The following is a 19,496-nucleotide window of genomic DNA, read 5'->3' as shown; positions in this document are numbered from 1 at the left end:
CCTGCAACCGATACCCCATCGTTGATCAACTCAGGAGAGACGTGAACGACTACTATGAGCTTCTCGGTGTCTCACGCGACGCCTCTAGCGAGGAGATTAAAAAGGCTTACCGGAAGCTTGCCCGGACCCTCCACCCGGATGTGAATCCGGATCCCGAGGCGGCTGAAAAGTTCAAACAGGTTTCGCAGGCGTACGAGACGCTATCCAATCCAGAAAAACGCCGGATGTACGATCTTGGCGGCGGACCGGGTAACCCAATGGGTGGCGGTGCTAACTTCGGGACCTTCGATTTCTCCGATATTTTCGATGTGTTTGCCGGTGCCGCCGGGATGCATACCCGAAGTGGCGGGCCGGTGCCGAGGCAGCGTCGCGGTGCCGACCAGTTGCAACGGCTGGACGTGGATCTTGCGGATGTCGTGTTCGGAACCGAGGCCGATATTCCCATTCGCACCGCTGATCCGTGTAGCCGATGCAACGGGTCGTGCTGTGAACCTGGATCGAGTCCTACGCGGTGCACGGTGTGTGGGGGATCGGGCCATGTGCAGCGGGTGGCTAATTCTTTGCTCGGGCAGATTATGACTTCGGCTCCCTGCGCAGCCTGCCAGGGGCATGGTGACCGGATAGATAACCCGTGTACGGAGTGTTCAGGCCAGGGGCGCGTGCGGGCTGACCGGACGTTGAGGGTGCGCATTCCTGCTGGTGTGGAGACCGGCACTCGGATTCAGCTGCGCGGTGAAGGTGAGGCTGGTATTGCCGGTGGCCCGCGTGGGGATCTCTTCGTTGAATTGCGGGTGCGCGATCACGACATTTTTGTTCGCGAAGGCAATGACCTGCTCACCACGCTCGATATTCCGATGACAGCAGCGGCGCTCGGCACGGTCGTTTCTCTGGAGACCTTCGACGGTTCCCAGGAGGTGGATGTGAAGCCTGGAACGCAGCCGGGAGACACCGTCACCTTGCACGGTTTGGGTGTAACAGGACTGCGATCGAAACGACGAGGCGACATTAAGGTGCGAATCAACGTGTCGGTTCCGACCAAGCTCACCGATGAGCAAAGCGAATTACTGAAGCAGTTCGCGATGCTCCGCGGTGAGGAAAAACCAGAAGCCAGGATTCATGGGTCGTCAGGAAATGGCGTCTTTTCCAAACTGCGGGAACGGTTACAGGGTCTGTGAGGTATAGCGGACCTTATCATCTCGGATTCTGTCCAGGTATGGTGATCGCGTGACCGCGCATGCGTTCTTGGTTCCCGGCGAGATGCTAAAGGGGCTGAAAGCCGGTGCCCGTATTCGTCTTGACGGTGCCGAAGCTCATCATGCCGTGAAGGTTCTTCGGGTGCGCGTTGGCGAAAGTGTTTTGATAACCGACCGCGGTGGATCGCAGGCGCGGGCAACCGTGGATACCGTCGGGAAACAACACCTTGAGGTGATTCTTGCTGACTCCTCCCGTACCGCGGTGCCGCGAACACCGCAGCTCGTGCTGGTTCAGGCATTAGCGCGGCAAGGGCGGGACGAACGGGCGGTGGAAACAGCCACGGAACTAGGTGTGGATAGGATCGTGCCGTGGCAGGCTAGCCGCTGTGTAGTGCGGTGGAACGGTGAAAAGGCACGCAAGGGTCTTATGAAATGGCAAGCAACTATCGACTCGGCGGTGAAGCAGTCGCGGCGCCTGACGATTCCGGCTCTCGGCGACCCGGTGGATATGTCCGGGCTGATCCAGCTTGTGGAGGACTCTCGTGCACAGGGCGGTTTAACGCTCGTATTGCACGAGAGTGCGGATGCATCTATCGGTGAGGTTTTCACTGAGCTCGCCGCTGCAGATGGGGTAACTGCACAAACATCTGGGCAGATCGTGATGTCGTCGATAAGTGTGGTGGTGGGTCCAGAAGGCGGTATCACGCCTGATGAAGTGGCAGCACTCGCTGTAGCCGGGGCCCGGGTGGTTCAGTTGGGGCCTGAAATTTTGCGGGCCTCGACCGCGGGCCCAGCGGTATTAGCTGCTCTCAGTGCCGCTGTCGGTCGCTGGGGCGGAACTGACCAATTTCGCCATGATCACGCTGATGCGGCGGCGATGTAGTGTCACCGGGTCCGGCTAGGATCGAGACTGCGAAGGATGCTACCCACACGAAGGAGATCTGTGCCCATGCCCGGCCCCGAGGTCGTGGAACGACGTCTGGCGATTCCCGATCACCTCAGTCCGCTTCAGGTACTCGGCGCCCATGATGAGGCCATTGCCGCCTTGGAGGAGGTCCTTCCGGAAGTCGATGTCCACGTCCGTGGCCATCAAGTGACGTTGCGCGGCCACGATGATGCGTGTCGCCGCGCTCTGTCTATTGTGCGCAGCCTGGTCGAGATGGTCTCGCGCGGTCAGACGGTGACGGCGGAAGCTGTTCACCGGGCGGCCGCGATTTATGGGGATGTTCGCCGCAGTGACGAAAACGCTGCCACGGTGTTATCTCAAACGATTTTGTCCTCCCGTGGCCGCACTATCCGCCCCAAAACGCTCGGTCAGAAAACGTATGTGGATGCGATTGAGCGGTCGACGGTGGTGTTCGGGATTGGTCCCGCAGGCACGGGAAAAACCTACCTCGCAGTGGCAATGGCGGTGCAGGCACTGTTGGCTAAGCGAATTAACCGGATCATTCTGACCAGGCCCGCGGTCGAAGCCGGTGAGCGGCTCGGCTACCTGCCAGGCTCGCTGAATGAAAAAATCGACCCCTACCTGCGCCCTCTTTACGATGCGCTGCACGACATGCTCGATCCTGAATCCATTCCCCGGCTAATGGGGGCGGGAACAATTGAGGTGGCGCCATTGGCTTATATGCGCGGGCGAACCCTCAACGACGCATTCATTATCCTGGATGAAGCCCAAAACACTACCCCGGAACAAATGAAAATGTTCCTGACCAGGCTCGGCTTTAACTCCACGATGGTGGTGACCGGGGATGTAACGCAGGTAGATCTCCCGGGAGGCACCCGGTCCGGGCTACGGGTTGTTGAGCGCGTGCTGCAGGGTGTCGACGACGTCGAGTTTTGCCATCTCAGCGCCCGAGATGTGGTTCGGCATCGTCTGGTGTCAGAGATTGTTGAGGCGTACGGCCGATGGGAGATCGGAGAATCATCGCATCACGGAGCTGGAGGTGCCGGGCACTCTGTCCCGCGGCGCAAAACAAAACCCTACAAGGTTCCCGGTCCTGATGGAGCTTGACCTGAACCCCGCCACGATATCGCCTCGTGAGGAGCATCCCGTGAGTATCGAAGTCAATAACGAAACCACCGCGAAGATCAATGAAAAGGAATTCGCTGATCTGGCGCGTTTCGTCATGGACGCTATGCATCTCAACCCGCAAACTGAACTCGCCATTTTGTTCGTGGATGAAGAAGCGATGACTCGGCTACATGTGCAATGGATGGATGAACCGGGCCCGACCGACGTTCTGTCATTCCCTATGGACGAGCTGCGACCGGGCACAGCGGATAATCCGGCACCTGAAGGCTTGCTCGGAGATGTCGTGGTATGCCCGACGGTCGCAGCAGACCAGGCCCGCGCCGCAGGACACAGCGCCGAAGAAGAAATGCTGCTGTTGGTTACCCACGGAATGCTGCATTTGCTCGGATACGACCACGCTGAACCCGAAGAAGAACGCGTGATGTTCGCCCTGCAGCGCAAACTTCTGCTGACCTTCCTCGCTCAGGCCGGTGACCACGCGTAATCATGGACGTCTCCCTGTTCTTTCTATTCCCGCTGGGTGTGTTCGCCCTGGTTATCGGAGGGCTTTTGACGGCGGCTGATTCGGCGATGCTGACCGTGAGCACAGTGGCCCTGGAACGCGCCCTGGAATCCCAGCCCGCTCGGCGGCGTCAGCGCGTGATGCGCCAGCACGAGGATGCTACCCGCACATTTGCCGCGATCAACCTCGGCCGAATCATCGCGGAAATGACGTTTGCCGTGGCGGTGACCGCCATTGTTTTTGAAAACCTCGACGGGTGGATCGTGCCACTTTTAGTGGCGTTTGCTGTGACCGCGGTGCTTGCGTTCCTTTTGGTTGGGGTATCTCCGAGGACTCTGGGCCGTCGCCATCCAGAACAAACCGCGATCCGCCTCTCGGGGCTGGTGGGAATCGTCAGAGTGGTGCTGGGACCGGTCAGCTCACTGCTCATTCACATCGGTTCGGCGTTCACCCCCGGAGGGAAGGTTCGCGGTGGCCCATACGCCACGGAAGCTGAACTGCGGCAATTTGTAGATCGAGCGACCGAGACCCAGGAACTTGAAGTCGATGAACGGGACATGATTCACGGCATCTTCGGCCTCGGGGACACCAAAATCCGCGAACTCATGGTGCCGCGCACCGACATGGTGACTATTGCTGCGGATGCCTCAGCTGAACAAGCAATGCGACTATTCGTGCGCTCAGGTTTTTCCCGCGTGCCAGTAATCGGGGACGGTGTAGACGACCTGCTCGGTGTGCTCTATGTCAAGGACGTGATGCGCGCCCTGCACTCACCGCGACTGCCAGGCCCTGGGCGGGAACGCACCGTAGCATCGTCCGCTCAGGAGATCATGCGTCCGGCGAAGTTTGTCCCGGAGTTCCTCCACGCCCACGATGTATTGCGCTCCATGCAGGCCGCTCATGTGCACGTGGCCGTAGTCGTCGATGAATATGGTGGGGTCAGCGGCATCGTGACCATCGAGGACATTTTGGAAGAGATCGTCGGAGAAATTTCCGATGAACACGACCGGGCAGAGCCTGTTATCGAGGACCTGGGCGATGGAGTGTTCCGGGTTCCAGCAAGGGAAACCATTTCGACGGTCGGAGAGCTTTTCGGCCTTGATATTGACGATGACGACGTCGATACAATCGCTGGTCTCATGGCGAAATCGCTCGGTGTGGTGCCGATCCCCGGCGCGGAGACGGATGCCTTGGGTCTGCATCTTGTAGCCGATGGAACCGCTGGACGACGCAAGCGTCTCGCAACCATTTTGGTATCCCGCGCGAGCTCGACTAGCGATGACTCAGCTGATCGAGACCAGACATCGTCTGACGATGCTGCCGCATAGCGTGAATAATGCTGCATTGCACACATAATGCCGCACGGAGAAGACGAGGACACGATGAGAGATCAGCAACCACCCGATACGACTGATGATGCGGCATACCGCGCGGGATTCGTGGCGATGGTGGGAAGGCCAAATGCCGGCAAGTCCACTTTGACGAATGCGCTGGTCGGCGAAAAGGTCGCGATTACCTCCGCTAAACCGCAAACCACACGGCATGCGATCCGCGGCATTGTGACAATGCCCAAGGCGCAGCTCATTTTGGTCGACACCCCGGGCCTTCACCGGCCGCGAACTCTGCTCGGTGAACGCCTTAACGACCTCGTGCGTGAGACCTTGACCGAAGTCGACGTGGTCTGTTTTTGCCTACCCGCGGACCAGAAAATCGGTCCCGGTGACCGATATATAGCCGCCGAGCTGGGGGAGCTGATCGCACATGGACGCGGGCCCGTGGTGATTGCGGTGGTGACTAAAACGGACCTGGTAAGCAAAGATCGCCTCCTTCAACACCTAGTCGCCGTCGATAAACTGCTTGCTTTCCGGGAAATTGTGCCGCTGTCAGCCATATCCGGGGAACAGGTTGACGTGTTGCTCGAGGTCATTCCGCGGCATCTGCCGCTCAGCCCTCAGCTCTACCCGGACGACGCCATCACCGACGACACCCAAACTAAGCGCATCGCCGAACTGGTACGGGAAGCCGCTCTCGAAGGCGTGCGCGATGAGCTGCCACATTCGCTAGCCGTGGTCGTGGACGAAATTGTTGAAGAGCCACGGGATGGAACCTCCGAGGACGAGGTGGCACCGGGAACCGGGAAACTGGTTGTCCGGGTAATCGTGTATGTCGAGCGCGATAGCCAAAAGGGAATTGTGATCGGCCGAGCTGGTTCCCGACTCAAAGACGTGGGGACGAGGGCCAGGGTTGAGATTGAGAAGTTGCTGGGCCGTCGAATATATCTCGATCTCCGGGTGAAGGTTGCAAAGGATTGGCAGAGAGATCCTAAGCAATTGCAGCGTTTAGGGTTCTAGAGCGATGGTGTCCGCGATTCGGCCCACCGTCAGAGAGCATCCAGGCCAGTGTTATCGTGACCGGATGGTTTTGCGCATGCTTCTTCTTAGGTGCCGCGACGAGTCGTCGAAGATCTAAAAGGTCTTATATCGCCGGTCTCTCGTCGCGGAGAGTGGCATCCCGGTGATGACAGGACCGGCAGCGACATCGCGCCGATTAGATGACGAGGCTCCGCCATGAGGGCCTTTTCGCGATGAAGGGACATGACATATGACCTCCGCACCCGATGACATGACTCGGCCTGAGGCCTGGAATCCCCAGCAACCGTCTGGGATGCCTGTGCACCGGTACCAGCCATTTCATGAACAGATCCAGGTTGACTTGCCCGACCGTACCTGGCCCATACGCCGGATACAGACCGCACCCCGCTGGTGTGCAGTGGACTTGCGAGATGGCAACCAAGCCCTGATCGACCCGATGGACACTGAACGCAAACTGCGCATGTTTAACCTGTTGGTGACCATGGGATACAAGGAAATTGAGGTCGGGTTTCCGGCCGCTTCGCAAACCGACTTCGACTTCGTGCGAACTCTGATAGAACGTGATCTCATCCCCAACGATGTAGTGATCCAGGTTCTCACCCAGGCCCGTGAACACCTGATTCAACGAACCTACAAAGCAATCGAAGGCGCGAAGCAGGCGATTGTTCACCTGTATAACTCGACCTCGATTCTGCAGCGCGATGTGGTCTTTAATGCGGATGAGGATCAGATTCTCGATATTGCGGTGCAAGGGGCGCTGCTGTGTCAAAAATACGAGGAAACCATTCCCGATACGAACGTGTTTTATGAGTATTCCCCGGAATCCTTCACGGGAACGGAGCTGGAATTCGCCGCCCGGGTGTGTAACGCGGTGACGGATGTGTGGAATCCCAGCCCTGAACGGAAAGTGATTATCAACCTTCCGGCCACCGTAGAAATGGCGATGCCCAATGTCTACGCGGACGCGGTCGAGTGGATGGGGCGGAATCTGCTCAATCGGGAGAACATTGTGCTGTCCCTGCATCCGCACAACGACCGGGGTACCGGTGTCGCCGCTGCTGAACTGGGATATTTGGCCGGAGCTGATCGTATTGAAGGCTGCCTGTTCGGGAACGGTGAACGCACCGGGAATGTGTGTTTGGTGACGCTCGGGTTGAATCTTTTCACCCAGGGAATTGACCCGCAGATTGATTTTTCTCGGATCGACGAGGTACGTCGGACCGTGGAGTACTGCAATCAGATTTCAGTGCATGAACGCCACCCGTACGGCGGGGATCTGGTCTTTACCGCCTTTTCCGGTTCTCACCAGGACGCTATCAATAAGGGCTTTACCCGGATGCGCTCTGATGCTCAGGCAACCGGGCGCAGTCTCCAAGATTCCGTCTGGCGTATCCCGTATCTGCCTATTGATCCTAAAGATCTCGGTCGCTCATACGAGGCTGTTATTCGAGTCAATTCGCAGTCCGGCAAAGGCGGTATGGCTTATCTATTGAAAACCGATCACCAGCTCGATTTGCCGCGACGGCTGCAAATTGAGTTCTCTTCGGTCATCCAGCGCCTTGCTGATTCACGAGGTGGCGAGATTTCATCCGAAGCGCTCTGGCATGCGTTTGTCGATGAATATCTTCCGGTGACTCACTACGAGCCGGACGCTGCCCCCAATCGATCCTGGGGACGCTTCGATATCCGCGGTCTGCAACAGTCCTCCTTCGGCGATGGGGCGGACCGGCTGGAAGCCCAGCTCGTGGTGGACGGCGAGATGTGCACGGTGATCGGCATTGGCAACGGTCCGGTGGATGCCTTCGTTCAGGCTCTCGCATCCCGCGGGATTAACCTCAGAGTGCTCGATTACGCCGAACACGCGCTGAGTGAAGGCGGCGACTCCAAGGCGGCGTCCTACATTGAGTGCGAAATTGGAGATCGTATTCTGTGGGGTGTTGGAATCGATGGTTCGATCACCCGAGCCTCAATTGCCGCCATCATTTCTGCGGTCAACCGAGCAGAGCGGGACGCCCTGCGCACGAGGTAATACCTTTGAACTAGCCGACTGGGTCGACTGGGTGAGACGAACAACGTGGCAAGTGTCTACGCCGAAAAGCCCGTCATACGCGGTAGATTGTGGCCGACATGTCAAAGCTCTTTCGCGATCATGCGATCATTCTGCGCACCCACAAGCTGGGCGAGGCCGATCGCATCATTACACTGCTGACCCGGCGCCACGGTAAGGTGCGCGCGGTTGCGAAGGGAGTGCGCCGCACCGGCAGTCGATTCGGTTCGAGGCTGGAGCCCTTTGGCCTGGTCGATATCCAGTTTCACCGTGGCCGTTCGTTACACACGGTGACGCAGGTAGAGACCATTTCGCCTTTTGCCGCGGACATCGTCACCGACTACACCCGTTACACCAGCGCCTCGGTCATGGTTGAGACCACTGACCGTCTCGTCGGCGACGTTGCGGAGCCCTCGGAAGCTCACTTTCTGCTTTTGGTCGGTGCGCTCAGAACCCTGTGCGCGGGGAAGATCGCCCCTGCGTTGGTGCTGGATGCTTTTTTGCTTCGCTCTCTCGGCTACGCCGGATGGGCACCAAACCTGCGAAGTTGTGCCAGCTGCGGTGCCCCCGGGCCGCACCACGCATTCGATGTGGCCGCTGGAGGCTTGGTGTGCCGTTCCTGTCGCCAAGCGGGTGCGGTGGCGGTGCGCGAGCAAGCGGTTACCCATCTCGCATGTTTGATGGCGGGGCAATGGGAGCCGGTGTGTGCCGCTGACGATACGGTAGCCCTAGAGGCGAGCCGGTTGATTGCGAACTCGATGCAGTGGCACCTTGAGCGCGCTCTCCGTTCCCTGTCCTATATCGAGAGGTAGTCGATGACCCCGCCCCGCCCCCGCACATGAAGCCTGCGAGCCACGGATATGCCGATCCGTATCCTCATCCCAGCGGTGCCACCGCGCCTGCGATTCCTGCGAAATTTGTTCCCCACCATGTCGCTGTGGTGATGGATGGAAACGGTCGCTGGGCCAATCAGCGGGGACTTCCCCGGACTGCGGGGCATGAAGCGGGTGAAGCGGCTCTGCTGGATGTGGTGGCGGGGGCGCTGGAAATCGGCGTTAAGCATTTGTCGGTCTACGCATTCTCGACGGAAAACTGGAAGCGTTCGCCGGATGAGGTGCGCTTTCTGATGGGATTTAATCGCGCCGTGCTGCATCGCCAGCGCGATACCCTCAACGAGTGGGGAGTGCGACTGCGCTGGGTGGGGCGGACCCCGAAGCTGTGGCGTTCTGTGATTTCGGAGTTGCAGCAAGCCCAGGAACTCACTCGAAATAACACCCGTATGACCATGTACATGTGCGTCAACTATGGTGGGCGTGCCGAAATCGTGGATGCGATGCGCGCCCTTGCGCACCAGGTCAGCGAGGGGCGGATGAGCCCGCGGGGGATCACAGAAAAGAGCATCGCTGCTCACCTCGCCGATCCTGAGATGCCCGATGTCGATTTGTTCCTGAGGACCTCAGGAGAGCAGCGCACCTCGAACTTTTTGCTGTGGCAGGCTGCTTATGCGGAATTCGTGTTTTGTCCCGAGCTATGGCCCGATGTGGATCGCACCGTATTATGGCGGGCGATCAGCGAGTATGCGCAGAGGGATCGGCGTTATGGCGGCGCCGTCGACGCACCCACCACCACGTAGTCACCGCGCACACGAGGATCACCACGGCGACAGCCGCCCACGGTGAAGTCCATAGCAGGTCGAGCCATAGCCAGATCACGGCCAAGCCCACGGTTGCGTACAGCAGCGCCCAGACCGCCCCTCCGATGAGGAGCGCAGGAAGGTAACGCCTAAGCGGCATCCGGGTGAGTCCGGCGGCAGCATTGACCGCTGTTTGGAAACCTATGGTGAGGAAGCTGACGGCGACGACCGGGGCTCCGTAGGTGTTGACAACGCGGCGGGCGCGGGTGGTGCGCTCAGAATTGAGGAATGTGTGCAGGCGTCCTCGATCGGCTAAGTGGTGGGCGAGACGCCCGAGTAGATAGGTTCCTCCCGCTCGGCTCAGCACCACGAGGTAGAGAAAAACGAAGGCTAAAGCCAAGGGGAGGGACTCAATCCACTCCATCATGGGCTCAACGGCTCTTCCACCCAGTGTCAGAGCTCCTTCCCAGGATCGAGGATATGGCCTGTCAAGATCAGGACGCTGAGCAGGCAGGGCAGAGCCCGAAGATCTCCATCGTGTGCCGGATATCGGTGAATCCATGCTGGCCAGCTACATTGTCAGCCCAGGATTCCATTGGTTCTGCCGTGAACTCAACTGTGGCCCCACAACGGCGACATACGAGGTGGTGGTGATGTCCGCCCGCGTCGCATTGACGGTAAATTGACTCCCCGTCGTCCGTACGCAACACATCGACTAACCCTGCTGATGCGAGGGCAGTGAGGTTGCGATAAACAGTGGCGAGGCCAACCCCTTGGCCCGTCTGCTTCATCAGCTCATGCAGTTGTTGCGCGGTGAGGAAATCGTCCGCGTCCGCGAGTGCGCTAAGTATCGCTGTGCGCTGTTTGGTGGTGCGTTGCACGCTTAGCTACCTCCCGCATACGTCGCTGAGTTGCGACGTTCTTGTCAGTTGTCGCCGTGGATAGGCGGTCTCCATCCTAACCGTCGGTTGATCTACGCACAGGCGGCTTCGCGCTGGCGAAGCGCACGATCGCACTGATGATGAGCCCGAGGATATAGACACCGATGGTGAACAAAACGATGGTACCGCCGGGTGGGAGATCGACATAAGCGGTCGTGATGAGGCCCGCTATTGCGCACACGGTTCCGATGCTCATTGCGCAGGCCATCGTGCGTCCAAAACCGCGGACCATGGTTTGGGCAGCGGCCACCGGCACGATCATGAGAGCTGAGACCATGAGAGCGCCCACGATCCGCATGGACAAGGTGACGGTTAAGGCTGCAATCACCGCTATCAAGATATTCATTGCTCGCACGGGTAGCCCTGTGGCTCGGGCAAAGTCTTCATCACTGCCGACAGCGAAGAGTAACCGTCGAAGGCCCAGACCGATGCCGAGCACGATGATGCTCAGTACTACGCTGGTGATGAGGTCAATTAGCGTGACCGTGCTGATTGAGCCGAAGAGAAAGGCCATCAGGTTCTGGCTGGTGCCACCAGAAGCTTGGATAATGACGACGCCGCCGGCAATACCTCCGTAGAACAATATCGCTAGCGCCACGTCGCGGCTGGTTCGTCCATTTTCCCGCACGTACTCAATGGCTAGGGCGCCGAGGATTGACGCTACGAGGGCTCCGGGCACCGCGTAGGCTCCGGGAACGCCGGCCCCGAGCACACTTCCGGTGAACCATCCCACGGCCACCCCGGTGAGAGCGACGTGTCCGAGTCCATCGCCCAGCAGCGCGAGGCGTTTTTGAACCAGGTAGGTTCCGATCACCGGGGCGGTGAGACCGGTCAAAAACGCGATAATCAGGGGATAGCGAAGAAAGGGGCTGCTCAGAAGCTCGATCACGGGGATGGGGTTCCGATCGTGTCTGGTGCGGATGCAGAGAGGGTTGCCGGGATCATTCGGTCGCTGATTACGCTGCCGGCGTCGAGGGTAACTTTTCTGGTGACCAGATCAGCCAGGGGCCCGAGCTCATGCAGCACGGTGACAATTGTGGTGCCCCAGGCATGCCACTGTGTGAGCAGATCGGCGATGGATTTTTGGGTGTCGAGATCGACTCCGGTGAATGGCTCATCGAGCACGAGAATGGCAGGGGAGCGAACCAGGGCCCGGGCGATATGGATACGTTGACGCTGTCCACCGGACATTTCGGTGACGGGCTGAGAAGCCAGGTGGCTCATCCCTACATCGTCAAGGGCCGCCGCGATCCGTGGATTGCGCAGGGAGGCTCGCCACCGTGAGGGTCCAAGCAGACCGGTCGCAACGGTTTCAGCGGCGGTCGCTGCGATGTTGCCGGTCTCGCCGGTGGTTTGGGGAACATAGCCGAGATCGCGATGCGCTGCCCGCTGGACCGCTGGGATGCCGCGGATACACGCTGTGCCGGAGGTCGGGGGAAGAATGCCCACCAGCGTGCGCAGGAGGGTAGATTTCCCAGATCCGTTAGCTCCCAGCAGTGCCAGGACCTCACCGTGGCTGACCGTCAAATTGATGGTGTGCAAGATGGGGGTTCCCCCAAGATTCACGCATAAGTCGTGTGCGCTGAGCGCCGCTGACTGCGTGTTCATGATCGGCATCCCCAGCTTGCGGTGAGCACATCCGCGTTATGGCGCATGGCGGTGAGGTAGTCACCGGACTCCGGTTTAGTTTCCATGGTGAACAGGGTGTCGGTTTTGACGCCGAGGGAGGACGCGAGGCTTTCAGCCACTTTCGGGCTGGCGGTTTTCTCCATAAATATGGTGGTCGCGTGCTGTTTCTTCGCGATATCGGCTACTTCCTTGAGCCGTGCAGGCGAGGGCTCAAACTCGGGATCAACGCCGGTAATGCCCACCTGTTTGAGTCCGTAGCGGGACTCTAAGTAGTTAAATGCTGCGTGGCTGGTGATGAAGGCCTTATCGCCGTGGCATGCGCTGTACTGCGAGGTGAGGGAGGCGTCGAGAGCTTCGAGGTCCTTGCGCAGGCTCGCCGCGTGGGAGCGATAGCTTTCGGCACCGTCGGGATCAATGGTGGCGAGCTTGTTCGCGGTGGCGTCGCCGACCTGTGCCATGCGTAGCGGGTCGTGCCAGAAATGCGGGTCGGTGCCGGTGCTGCTGGGAAGCATGGGCACCGTTGCCGCGATGTCCAGTCCATTGGTGAGGGATTGGCTGGTGATGGCGTCATCTACCGGGGGCTGGAAACCTTTGATGAAGAGCAGGAGGTCAGCGTCTGCGACGCCTCGGACCTGGTTGACGGATAGTTCCACGCTGTGTGGATCCGTGCCCTGGGGCGTGATGTTGGTGACGTGCGCTCGCTCGCCGCCGATGCGCGATGCCAGGTATTCCAGCGGATAACTCGATGCGACGATGCTGACGGGCTTGCCCTGATTGGCGGATGTTCCAGCTGAGCAGGCTGAGACGGAGATGATCAGGCCTAATGACATCAGCAGGGTGAGAATGGTTTTGGGCAGGCGCATGACAATCATTTTCAAGCACCCGGGGAAGGTCGTCAAAGACAACGCGGATAGGATGACCCAGTACCAACTGCATCCCCTGACCCGATGGAAGTGATGTTCCGTGGCCAAGCCGCCCGCCAGCACCCTGGATAATGTCGTCGCTCTTGCCAAGCGCCGAGGTTTCGTTTTTCCCTGCGGTGAGATTTACGGTGGCACCAGGTCAGCGTGGGATTACGGGCCGCTTGGGGTGGAGCTTAAAGAGAACATCAAGCGCCAGTGGTGGCGCACTTTTGTGCAGGGCCGCGAGGACATGGTGGGGCTGGACTCGTCGGTGATCCTTCCCACACGCGTGTGGGAAGCGTCCGGGCATGTCGCCACCTTCACTGATCCTTTGGTGGAGTCGTTGCATACACATAAGCGGTATCGCGAAGATCACCTGATCGAGGCCTACGTTGCCAAGCATGGACATCCCCCTGTCAATGGGCTGGCTGATATTCGCGATCCTGAAACTGGTCAGGAAGGGGCATGGACGGAGCCCCAGCTCTTTTCGGGTCTGATGAAGACCTACCTCGGCGCGGTCGATAACGAGGAAGGCCTGCACTATCTACGACCGGAGACGGCGCAGGGAATTTTCATCAATTTCCTCAATGTTGTGACCGCTGCACGGCAGAAGCCTCCGTTCGGGATTGGCCAGGTGGGTAAGGCTTTCCGCAACGAGATCACGCCCGGCAATTTCATTTTCCGCACCCGTGAGTTCGAGCAGATGGAGATCGAATACTTCACGCCGCCCGCTGAAGCGGACGAGCACTTCAAGGCGTGGGTTGAGACCTGCTGGAACTGGTTTGTGGACCTGGGGATCAATCCTGACAATATGCGGCGTTTTGACGTGCCGGAGGACGAGCGTGCGCACTACAGTGCGGGCACGATCGACATCGAATACAAATTCGGTTTTCAGGGCAACCCATGGGGCGAACTGATGGGAGTTGCAAACCGTACCGACTTCGACCTCGGCAGCCACACCGAGGCGTCAGGTACAAAAATGCAGTATTTCGACCAGCCCAGCGGCGAACGGTACACCCCCTACGTGATCGAACCGTCCTTCGGATTGACCCGTTCAATGATGGCCTTCATGATCGACGCCTACACCGAGGATGAAGCTCCTAATACGAAGGGCGGAGTGGATAAGCGCACCGTGCTGCGCCTAGATCCCCGATTGGCGCCGGTGAAGGTCGCGGTGCTGCCGCTGTCCAAGAGCGAGGACCTCGTGCCGCGAGCTAAAGCTGTTGCGCAGGAGCTACGTCAGCTGTGGAACGTCGAGGTTGACCTCTCCGGTGCGATTGGTCGGCGATACCGCCGCCAGGACGAAATCGGCACACCATTTTGTCTGACGGTGGATTTTGACACCGTGGAGGATCAAGCGGTAACCATCCGAGAGCGCGACTCGATGACCCAGGAGCGGGTTGCACTCGACAAGGTCAGGGAGTATCTCGGCTCACGTCTGATCGGCTGCGCCTAATCAATGCGCGTCGTGCCGTGGTGTCCTGAGTAATCGGTACCGGCGGTCTTTCTGGCGCCGCCGGGCGAGGCCGAGTTATCAGCGCCGGGCAGGCGATGAGATGGGAGACTTGGGAGCGATGACATCTGTGGGAACTGATCGCACTGAAAATACGGTGGACCGGGCAGCGGCTGCTAATCACGTTGGGATCAGCCGTGACCTGACCATCGGCCCAATTACGGTAGACACCCCAGTTGTGCTTGCTCCCATGGCGGGAATTACCAACATGCCGTTTCGTCTGCTGTGCCGCGAGTTTGGTGCACGGTATAGCCAGCACGACGGCGGGCTCTTCGTCTCCGAGATGGTTACCTCCCGGGCCCTGGTCGAGCGAACACCCGAGTCGATGCGCCTCATCACCTGCCATGAACGGGAGACCCCGCGCTCGGTGCAGCTGTATGGCGTGGATCCGGCGACTGTACGCGCCGCGGTGGTGATGCTCAGAGAAGAAGACCGAGCCGATCACATCGATCTCAATTTCGGATGTCCGGTGCCGAAGGTTACCCGCAACGGCGGAGGGGCCGTGCTGCCGTGGAAAACCGAGCTGTTTACGCAGATCGTTCGGGGAGCGGTTGAAGCTGCTGAGCACATCCCGGTGACGGTCAAAACCCGGATGGGTATCGACAAAGACCATCTGACCTATCGCGATGCTGGGCTGATTGCGCAGGAAGTTGGGGCCAAAGCAATTGCTCTGCATGGGCGAACTGCCGCTCAGCACTATTCGGGAACCGCGCATTGGGATGCCATTGCCGATCTGAAACAGCTGATTACTGAGATTCCGGTGCTGGGAAACGGAGATATCTGGTCGGCTGACGATGCGCTTGCCATGTGCGAGCAAACCGGCTGCGATGGTGTGGTCGTGGGGCGTGGATGCCAAGGCCGTCCCTGGCTCTTCGCAGACCTCGCCGCGGGTTTTCACGGATTACCGGATCGGGTTCGGCCTGGCTTGCGGGAGGTCGCAGCTATTCTCCGTCGTCATGCAGAACTGCTGGTTGAATACTTTGGCGATGAGGGGCGCGGGGTTCGAGATCTGAGAAAACATGTCTCCTGGTATTTCAAGGGGTACCCGGTGGGCGGGGCGGTACGCCAAGCCCTCACCACCATGGAATCTTTACGTGACTTGGATACCAAACTCGAACGGCTGGACTTGGGTTGCCCGTATCCGGGGCCGGTGGTGGAGGGGCCTCGCGGTCGGGCGGGTCACCCCAAGCGTCCCGCCGTGCCGGAGGGGTGGATGCAGACCCGGGAGATCACACCGGATCTCGCGGCACGGCTGCACCAGGCCGAGTTATCGATTTCGGGAGGGTGATCATGGCCAACGGACATTCAGGGTCCGTCACAGCGGCGAGGGGAGAAGCCTCACGCAGCGGCTACAGCGCGCACGATGTGCAGCGTCAACATCCTGAACCTCCTAAATCGCAGGCGCGAACGGCCTTCCAACGCGACCGCGCCAGAATCTTGCATTCCTCCGCTCTGCGCCGGCTCGGGGCAAAAACACAGGTACTTGGCGCCGGATCACACGACTTCATCCGCACTCGCCTCACCCATTCGCTGGAAGTGGCCCAGGTCGGACGCGATATCGCCCGTGAGCTGGGATGCGACCCAGATATCGTAGATGCCGCCTGCCTCTCTCACGACCTCGGACACCCACCGTTCGGACACAACGGCGAAAAGGTTCTCGATGCGCTCAGCGCGGATATCGGCGGTTTTGAAGGTAATGCGCAAACGCTGCGGCTGCTCACGCGGCTTGAACCGAAGGTTTTTGACGGCGACCGACCAGTCGGTCTGAACTTGACCCGGGCGACGCTGGATGCCGCAGTGAAATATCCGTGGCGTCGAGGTTCAGGGCCGAACCCGGACTCGTCAAAATTCGGTGTTTATGAAGACGACGCCCCCGTGTTTGCCTGGGCACGAGACAAAGCCCCCGACCAGGTCGCGTGCCTGGAAGCTCAGGTGATGGATGCGTCCGACGATATCGCCTATTCCGTGCACGATATCGAGGACGCCGTGTTCGGTGGCCGGTTGCAGCTGTCCATGCTGCGCGATGCCATGGAACGCCACGCAGCGCTGTACGTGGTTCAAGACTGGTATATGCCAGATGTGCCCATCAGTGAACTCGATAGTGCGCTCGCGCGGTTAGAAGCAGAGCCATTCTGGGTGGCGGACTTCACCGGGACCATGCGTTCGGCTGCGGCGCTCAAAGATATGACGAGCCAGCTCATCGGGCGATTCACCGGCTCAGTTGTGGACGCCACGCGCGCACAGTACGGTGAGCACCCGGTGTGCCGCTATGAGGCTCGGGTGATCGTTCCCGACGAGACCCGGCTAGAAATTGCGGTGCTCAAGGGCTTAGCAGCCACCTACGTGATGGCCGCGGCCGCGCAGCAGCCGGTGTATGAACAGCAAGAGCAAATTCTGCGTGACCTACACGCCTTGTTACTGGATACCGGACCCGTTCATATGACGCCGCTGTTTGCGGAAATGTTTCATCAGGCTCTGGATGATTCGGCTCGGCATCGCGTTGTGATCGATCAGCTCGCCTCCTACACCGATCTTTCAGCGCGGCGTCTGCACGATGCGCTGTGCCAGCGGAGACGCTGATGGCTGCGGGACGAATCCGGCGCGAGGATGTCGATCTGGTGCGGGAGCGGGCTCGGATCGACGAGGTTGTGAGTGAGCACGTGACCTTGCGCAGCGCCGGAGTTGGCTCGATGAAAGGTCTGTGCCCATTTCACGACGAAAAAACTCCCTCGTTTCATATCCGACCTCACCTCGGCCACTGGCATTGTTTCGGGTGCAATGAGGGTGGGGATGTGATCTCCTTTGTGCAAAAGATTAACCACCTCTCGTTTGTTGAAGCTGTTGAGATGCTCGCGGCACGTTTCGGTGTTCAGCTGCACTATGAGGAATCGTCCGGAGGGCACGGGGTAGAGCGCCCCGATCTGGGAAGCCGCCAACGGCTGTTGGATGCCCACCGCATTGCCGAAGAGTTCTTTCAAGAGCAGTTAATGACGCCTGCTGCTCAGCCGGGCCGCCGATTTCTCGCGGAACGCGGATTTGACCGCTCTGTCGCCGAGCATTTTGGAATCGGTTTTGCGCCGGAAAGCTGGGACGCACTGCTAAAGCATCTGCGCGGGCGCGGCTTTACTGAGCCGGAGCTGGCATCTTCTGGGTTGGTGTCCACGGGGCAACGGGGGGTCTATGACCGTTTTCGCGGTCGCTTGGTCTGGCCAATACGCGACATTACTGGACAGACGATTGGTTTTGGCGCCCGCAAACTTCTGGAATCAGATCAGGGGCCTAAGTACTTAAACACCCCCGAGACGTCGATTTACCATAAATCTCAGGTTCTCTACGGTCTCGATCTTGCCCGCAAGGCCATCGCCTCTACACGCCAAGTGGTGGTGATGGAGGGATACACCGATGTGATGGCCGCCCACGTCGCGGGAATTGATACCGCCGTCGCCTCGTGCGGAACGGCCTTCGGCGCCGACCATATTAATATCGTGCGCCGAGTGATGGGGGATACCTCCCCGGCTGCTGGTTTACGCCTCAACACCAGCGGAGGTGGTTTAGGTGGCGAGGTGATCTTCACGTTCGACGGGGATGCCGCCGGGCAAAAAGCCGCCCTTAAAGCTTTCGATGAAGATCAGCGATTTGTAGCGCAGACGTACGTTGCTGTTGAGCCGAACGGAATGGATCCCTGCGATTTGCGCCTAGCTAAAGGCGATGAGGCTCTTGCTGCTCTGGTCAGTTCGCGGCGACCTCTGTTTGAGTTCGCAATCAAGTCGGTTCTCACGCAGGTCGATCTCGACACCGTGGAAGGCCAAGTGGCAGGCCTAAGGATGGCAGCGCCCGTGGTCGCAAGGATTCGGGACCGCGCAATGCGTCCCGAATATGCGCGCCGTCTGGCTGGTTGGCTGGGAATGGATGAACGCACGGTGTTGCGGGCAGTGCACGATGCAGCCCGTGCCGGAAGTGGTGCATATAGCACCGGTCGCCATGCAGACCGGTCCCGCGACCACCTGAACCATTCTCATGGTGGGGGTGCGAGCTCGACGGGCGCAGCGGCGGCTGGTGTGGCCGACAACGGTGCTTCGATGCCTCCAGGCGGTGACCGAGGCAGAACAGATAGCCCAGATCCCCCGCCTATTATGCGGTTGCGCGATGTCGTGTCCCCGAGGGACCCGGTCGGTGTGGTCGAAGTGCAGGCGCTTGCCGTCATGCTGCAGGCACCCACCTCTCTTGACCGCATGATGGTGTCCCTGCTGCCCGATGACTCTTTCCATGTTCCGGCCCTCCAAGGGGTATGGGACGTGATGCTGGCCGCCGGGACCCTGCTAGATGCGGTCGATGGAACTCTGAGCCCTGCCCGGTATTTGGATGAGGTGCTGGAGATCGCCGGGGAGACCGTGCGTCCGCTCATTCAGGAACTGGCGTCGACGGAGCTTCCCGCCCGCACCCAGACTGATATTGACCGGCTTGCTGCTGACCTATTGCGTCGGCTTACCGAGCTTTCGTTCACCCGTGAATACTCTGTTTTACGCACCCGCCTCCAACGCACCGACCCGGTCGCTCAGGCCGAGGAGTATCAAAAAATTATGACCCGGATGACCGCTCTTCAAGAGCGGCGTCGGGCGCTGCGCGAAGCTGGCGAATAGTCCGGGAAATGCGGCGGGTGAATCTAGGCCGTGTCATAGGCGTTCATCCACGAGGACGAGACCGCGCCGATCAAGTCACCATAAAAAAG

The 19,496-nt window shown here is 59.6% G+C and carries 18 protein-coding genes; 13 read left to right on the top strand and 5 right to left on the bottom strand.

The features are described 5' to 3' along the window. Nucleotides 1-41 precede the first annotated feature (41 nt). From dnaJ to BN1724_RS02885, 9 genes are all read left to right on the top strand, one after another. Entirely contained in the window at nt 42-1,175 is a 1,134-nt protein-coding gene (gene dnaJ, locus BN1724_RS02925) for a molecular chaperone DnaJ (RefSeq protein ID WP_058234167.1), read from the top strand. A gap of 49 nt (nt 1,176-1,224) precedes the next feature. After that, on the top strand, nt 1,225-2,076 hold the full coding sequence (locus BN1724_RS02920) for a 16S rRNA (uracil(1498)-N(3))-methyltransferase (protein WP_084252697.1): 852 nt from the start codon (nt 1,225-1,227) through the stop codon (nt 2,074-2,076). Between the two features lie 66 nt (nt 2,077-2,142). Continuing rightward, complete coding sequence (locus tag BN1724_RS02915) at nt 2,143-3,207, top strand: PhoH family protein (RefSeq protein WP_231928135.1); 1,065 nt, start codon at nt 2,143-2,145, stop codon at nt 3,205-3,207. Nucleotides 3,208-3,247: 40 nt separating this feature from the next. Beyond that, nucleotides 3,248-3,712, top strand: coding sequence for an rRNA maturation RNase YbeY (gene ybeY, locus BN1724_RS02910; protein WP_058235713.1), 465 nt, complete (start codon nt 3,248-3,250; stop codon nt 3,710-3,712). A 2-nt stretch (nt 3,713-3,714) separates the two neighbouring features. Further along, nucleotides 3,715-5,058 (top strand): hemolysin family protein, encoded by a 1,344-nt coding sequence (locus tag BN1724_RS02905; protein WP_058234166.1) that lies wholly within the window; start codon nt 3,715-3,717, stop codon nt 5,056-5,058. A gap of 54 nt (nt 5,059-5,112) precedes the next feature. After that, entirely contained in the window at nt 5,113-6,081 is a 969-nt protein-coding gene (gene era, locus BN1724_RS02900) for a GTPase Era (RefSeq protein ID WP_058234165.1), read from the top strand. Between the two features lie 250 nt (nt 6,082-6,331). Next, on the top strand, nt 6,332-8,131 hold the full coding sequence (gene leuA / locus BN1724_RS02895) for a 2-isopropylmalate synthase (protein ID WP_058234164.1): 1,800 nt from the start codon (nt 6,332-6,334) through the stop codon (nt 8,129-8,131). Nucleotides 8,132-8,229: 98 nt separating this feature from the next. Next, nucleotides 8,230-8,961, top strand: a complete 732-nt coding sequence (recO, locus tag BN1724_RS02890) for a DNA repair protein RecO (protein WP_058234163.1) — start codon at nt 8,230-8,232, stop codon at nt 8,959-8,961. Between the two features lie 26 nt (nt 8,962-8,987). Then, on the top strand, nt 8,988-9,782 hold the full coding sequence (locus BN1724_RS02885) for an isoprenyl transferase (protein WP_058234162.1): 795 nt from the start codon (nt 8,988-8,990) through the stop codon (nt 9,780-9,782). On the opposite strand, the gene BN1724_RS02880 is transcribed toward BN1724_RS02885, so the two are convergent. From BN1724_RS02880 to BN1724_RS02860, 5 genes are all read right to left on the bottom strand, one after another. Beyond that, on the bottom strand, nt 9,718-10,209 hold the full coding sequence (locus tag BN1724_RS02880; protein WP_058234161.1) for a DedA family protein: 492 nt from the start codon (nt 10,207-10,209) through the stop codon (nt 9,718-9,720). The two genes, BN1724_RS02885 and BN1724_RS02880, sit on opposite strands and share 65 nt — an antisense overlap. 67 nt (nt 10,210-10,276) lie before the next feature. Further along, a complete protein-coding gene (locus BN1724_RS02875) occupies nt 10,277-10,663 on the bottom strand; it encodes a Fur family transcriptional regulator (RefSeq protein ID WP_058234160.1) in 387 nt (128 codons plus the stop codon). 76 nt (nt 10,664-10,739) lie between these two features. After that, nucleotides 10,740-11,612, bottom strand: a complete 873-nt coding sequence (locus BN1724_RS02870) for a metal ABC transporter permease (RefSeq protein WP_407919294.1) — start codon at nt 11,610-11,612, stop codon at nt 10,740-10,742. Continuing rightward, nucleotides 11,609-12,331 (bottom strand): metal ABC transporter ATP-binding protein, encoded by a 723-nt coding sequence (locus tag BN1724_RS02865; RefSeq protein WP_058234158.1) that lies wholly within the window; start codon nt 12,329-12,331, stop codon nt 11,609-11,611. The genes BN1724_RS02870 and BN1724_RS02865 overlap by 4 nt, the downstream gene beginning before the upstream one ends. Next, a complete protein-coding gene (locus tag BN1724_RS02860) occupies nt 12,328-13,215 on the bottom strand; it encodes a metal ABC transporter substrate-binding protein (protein ID WP_058234157.1) in 888 nt (295 codons plus the stop codon). Before BN1724_RS02860 ends, BN1724_RS02865 begins: the two co-directional genes overlap by 4 nt. Before the next feature lie 100 nt (nt 13,216-13,315). Here BN1724_RS02860 and BN1724_RS02855 point away from each other — a divergent pair, with 100 nt between their 5' ends. From BN1724_RS02855 to dnaG, 4 genes are all read left to right on the top strand, one after another. Further along, nucleotides 13,316-14,710: a glycine--tRNA ligase gene (locus BN1724_RS02855; RefSeq protein WP_058234156.1), complete on the top strand. Its 1,395-nt coding sequence runs from the start codon at nt 13,316-13,318 to the stop codon at nt 14,708-14,710. A gap of 100 nt (nt 14,711-14,810) precedes the next feature. After that, nucleotides 14,811-16,055, top strand: coding sequence for a tRNA dihydrouridine synthase DusB (dusB, locus tag BN1724_RS02850; RefSeq protein WP_269447049.1), 1,245 nt, complete (start codon nt 14,811-14,813; stop codon nt 16,053-16,055). Nucleotides 16,056-16,057: 2 nt separating this feature from the next. Continuing rightward, nucleotides 16,058-17,347 carry a deoxyguanosinetriphosphate triphosphohydrolase gene (locus tag BN1724_RS02845; protein WP_058234155.1) on the top strand — a complete coding sequence of 430 codons (1,290 nt, stop codon included), beginning with the start codon at nt 16,058-16,060 and terminating at the stop codon, nt 17,345-17,347. After that, nucleotides 17,347-19,407 (top strand): DNA primase, encoded by a 2,061-nt coding sequence (dnaG, locus tag BN1724_RS02840; protein ID WP_058234154.1) that lies wholly within the window; start codon nt 17,347-17,349, stop codon nt 19,405-19,407. The genes BN1724_RS02845 and dnaG overlap by 1 nt, the downstream gene beginning before the upstream one ends. The last annotated feature ends 89 nt before the right edge of the window (nt 19,408-19,496 follow it).

It is taken from the genome of Devriesea agamarum, from assembly GCF_900070355.1.
GTDB lineage: Bacteria > Actinomycetota > Actinomycetes > Actinomycetales > Dermabacteraceae > Devriesea > Devriesea agamarum.
This window is presented reverse-complemented; position numbering and strand designations above follow the sequence as displayed.

Coding starts and splice junctions, on each gene's coding strand:
- dnaG (WP_058234154.1), top strand. CDS start 17,347: ATGGCTGCGGGACGAATCCGGCGCGAGGATGTCGATCTGGTGCGGGAG.
- BN1724_RS02885 (WP_058234162.1), top strand. CDS start 8,988: ATGAAGCCTGCGAGCCACGGATATGCCGATCCGTATCCTCATCCCAGC.
- leuA (WP_058234164.1), top strand. CDS start 6,332: ATGACCTCCGCACCCGATGACATGACTCGGCCTGAGGCCTGGAATCCC.
- BN1724_RS02860 (WP_058234157.1), bottom strand. CDS start 13,215: ATGCGCCTGCCCAAAACCATTCTCACCCTGCTGATGTCATTAGGCCTG.
- BN1724_RS02905 (WP_058234166.1), top strand. CDS start 3,715: ATGGACGTCTCCCTGTTCTTTCTATTCCCGCTGGGTGTGTTCGCCCTG.
- BN1724_RS02845 (WP_058234155.1), top strand. CDS start 16,058: ATGGCCAACGGACATTCAGGGTCCGTCACAGCGGCGAGGGGAGAAGCC.
- BN1724_RS02865 (WP_058234158.1), bottom strand. CDS start 12,331: ATGAACACGCAGTCAGCGGCGCTCAGCGCACACGACTTATGCGTGAAT.
- dusB (WP_269447049.1), top strand. CDS start 14,811: ATGGGAGACTTGGGAGCGATGACATCTGTGGGAACTGATCGCACTGAA.
- recO (WP_058234163.1), top strand. CDS start 8,230: ATGTCAAAGCTCTTTCGCGATCATGCGATCATTCTGCGCACCCACAAG.
- BN1724_RS02915 (WP_231928135.1), top strand. CDS start 2,143: ATGCCCGGCCCCGAGGTCGTGGAACGACGTCTGGCGATTCCCGATCAC.
- BN1724_RS02880 (WP_058234161.1), bottom strand. CDS start 10,209: ATGATGGAGTGGATTGAGTCCCTCCCCTTGGCTTTAGCCTTCGTTTTT.
- era (WP_058234165.1), top strand. CDS start 5,113: ATGAGAGATCAGCAACCACCCGATACGACTGATGATGCGGCATACCGC.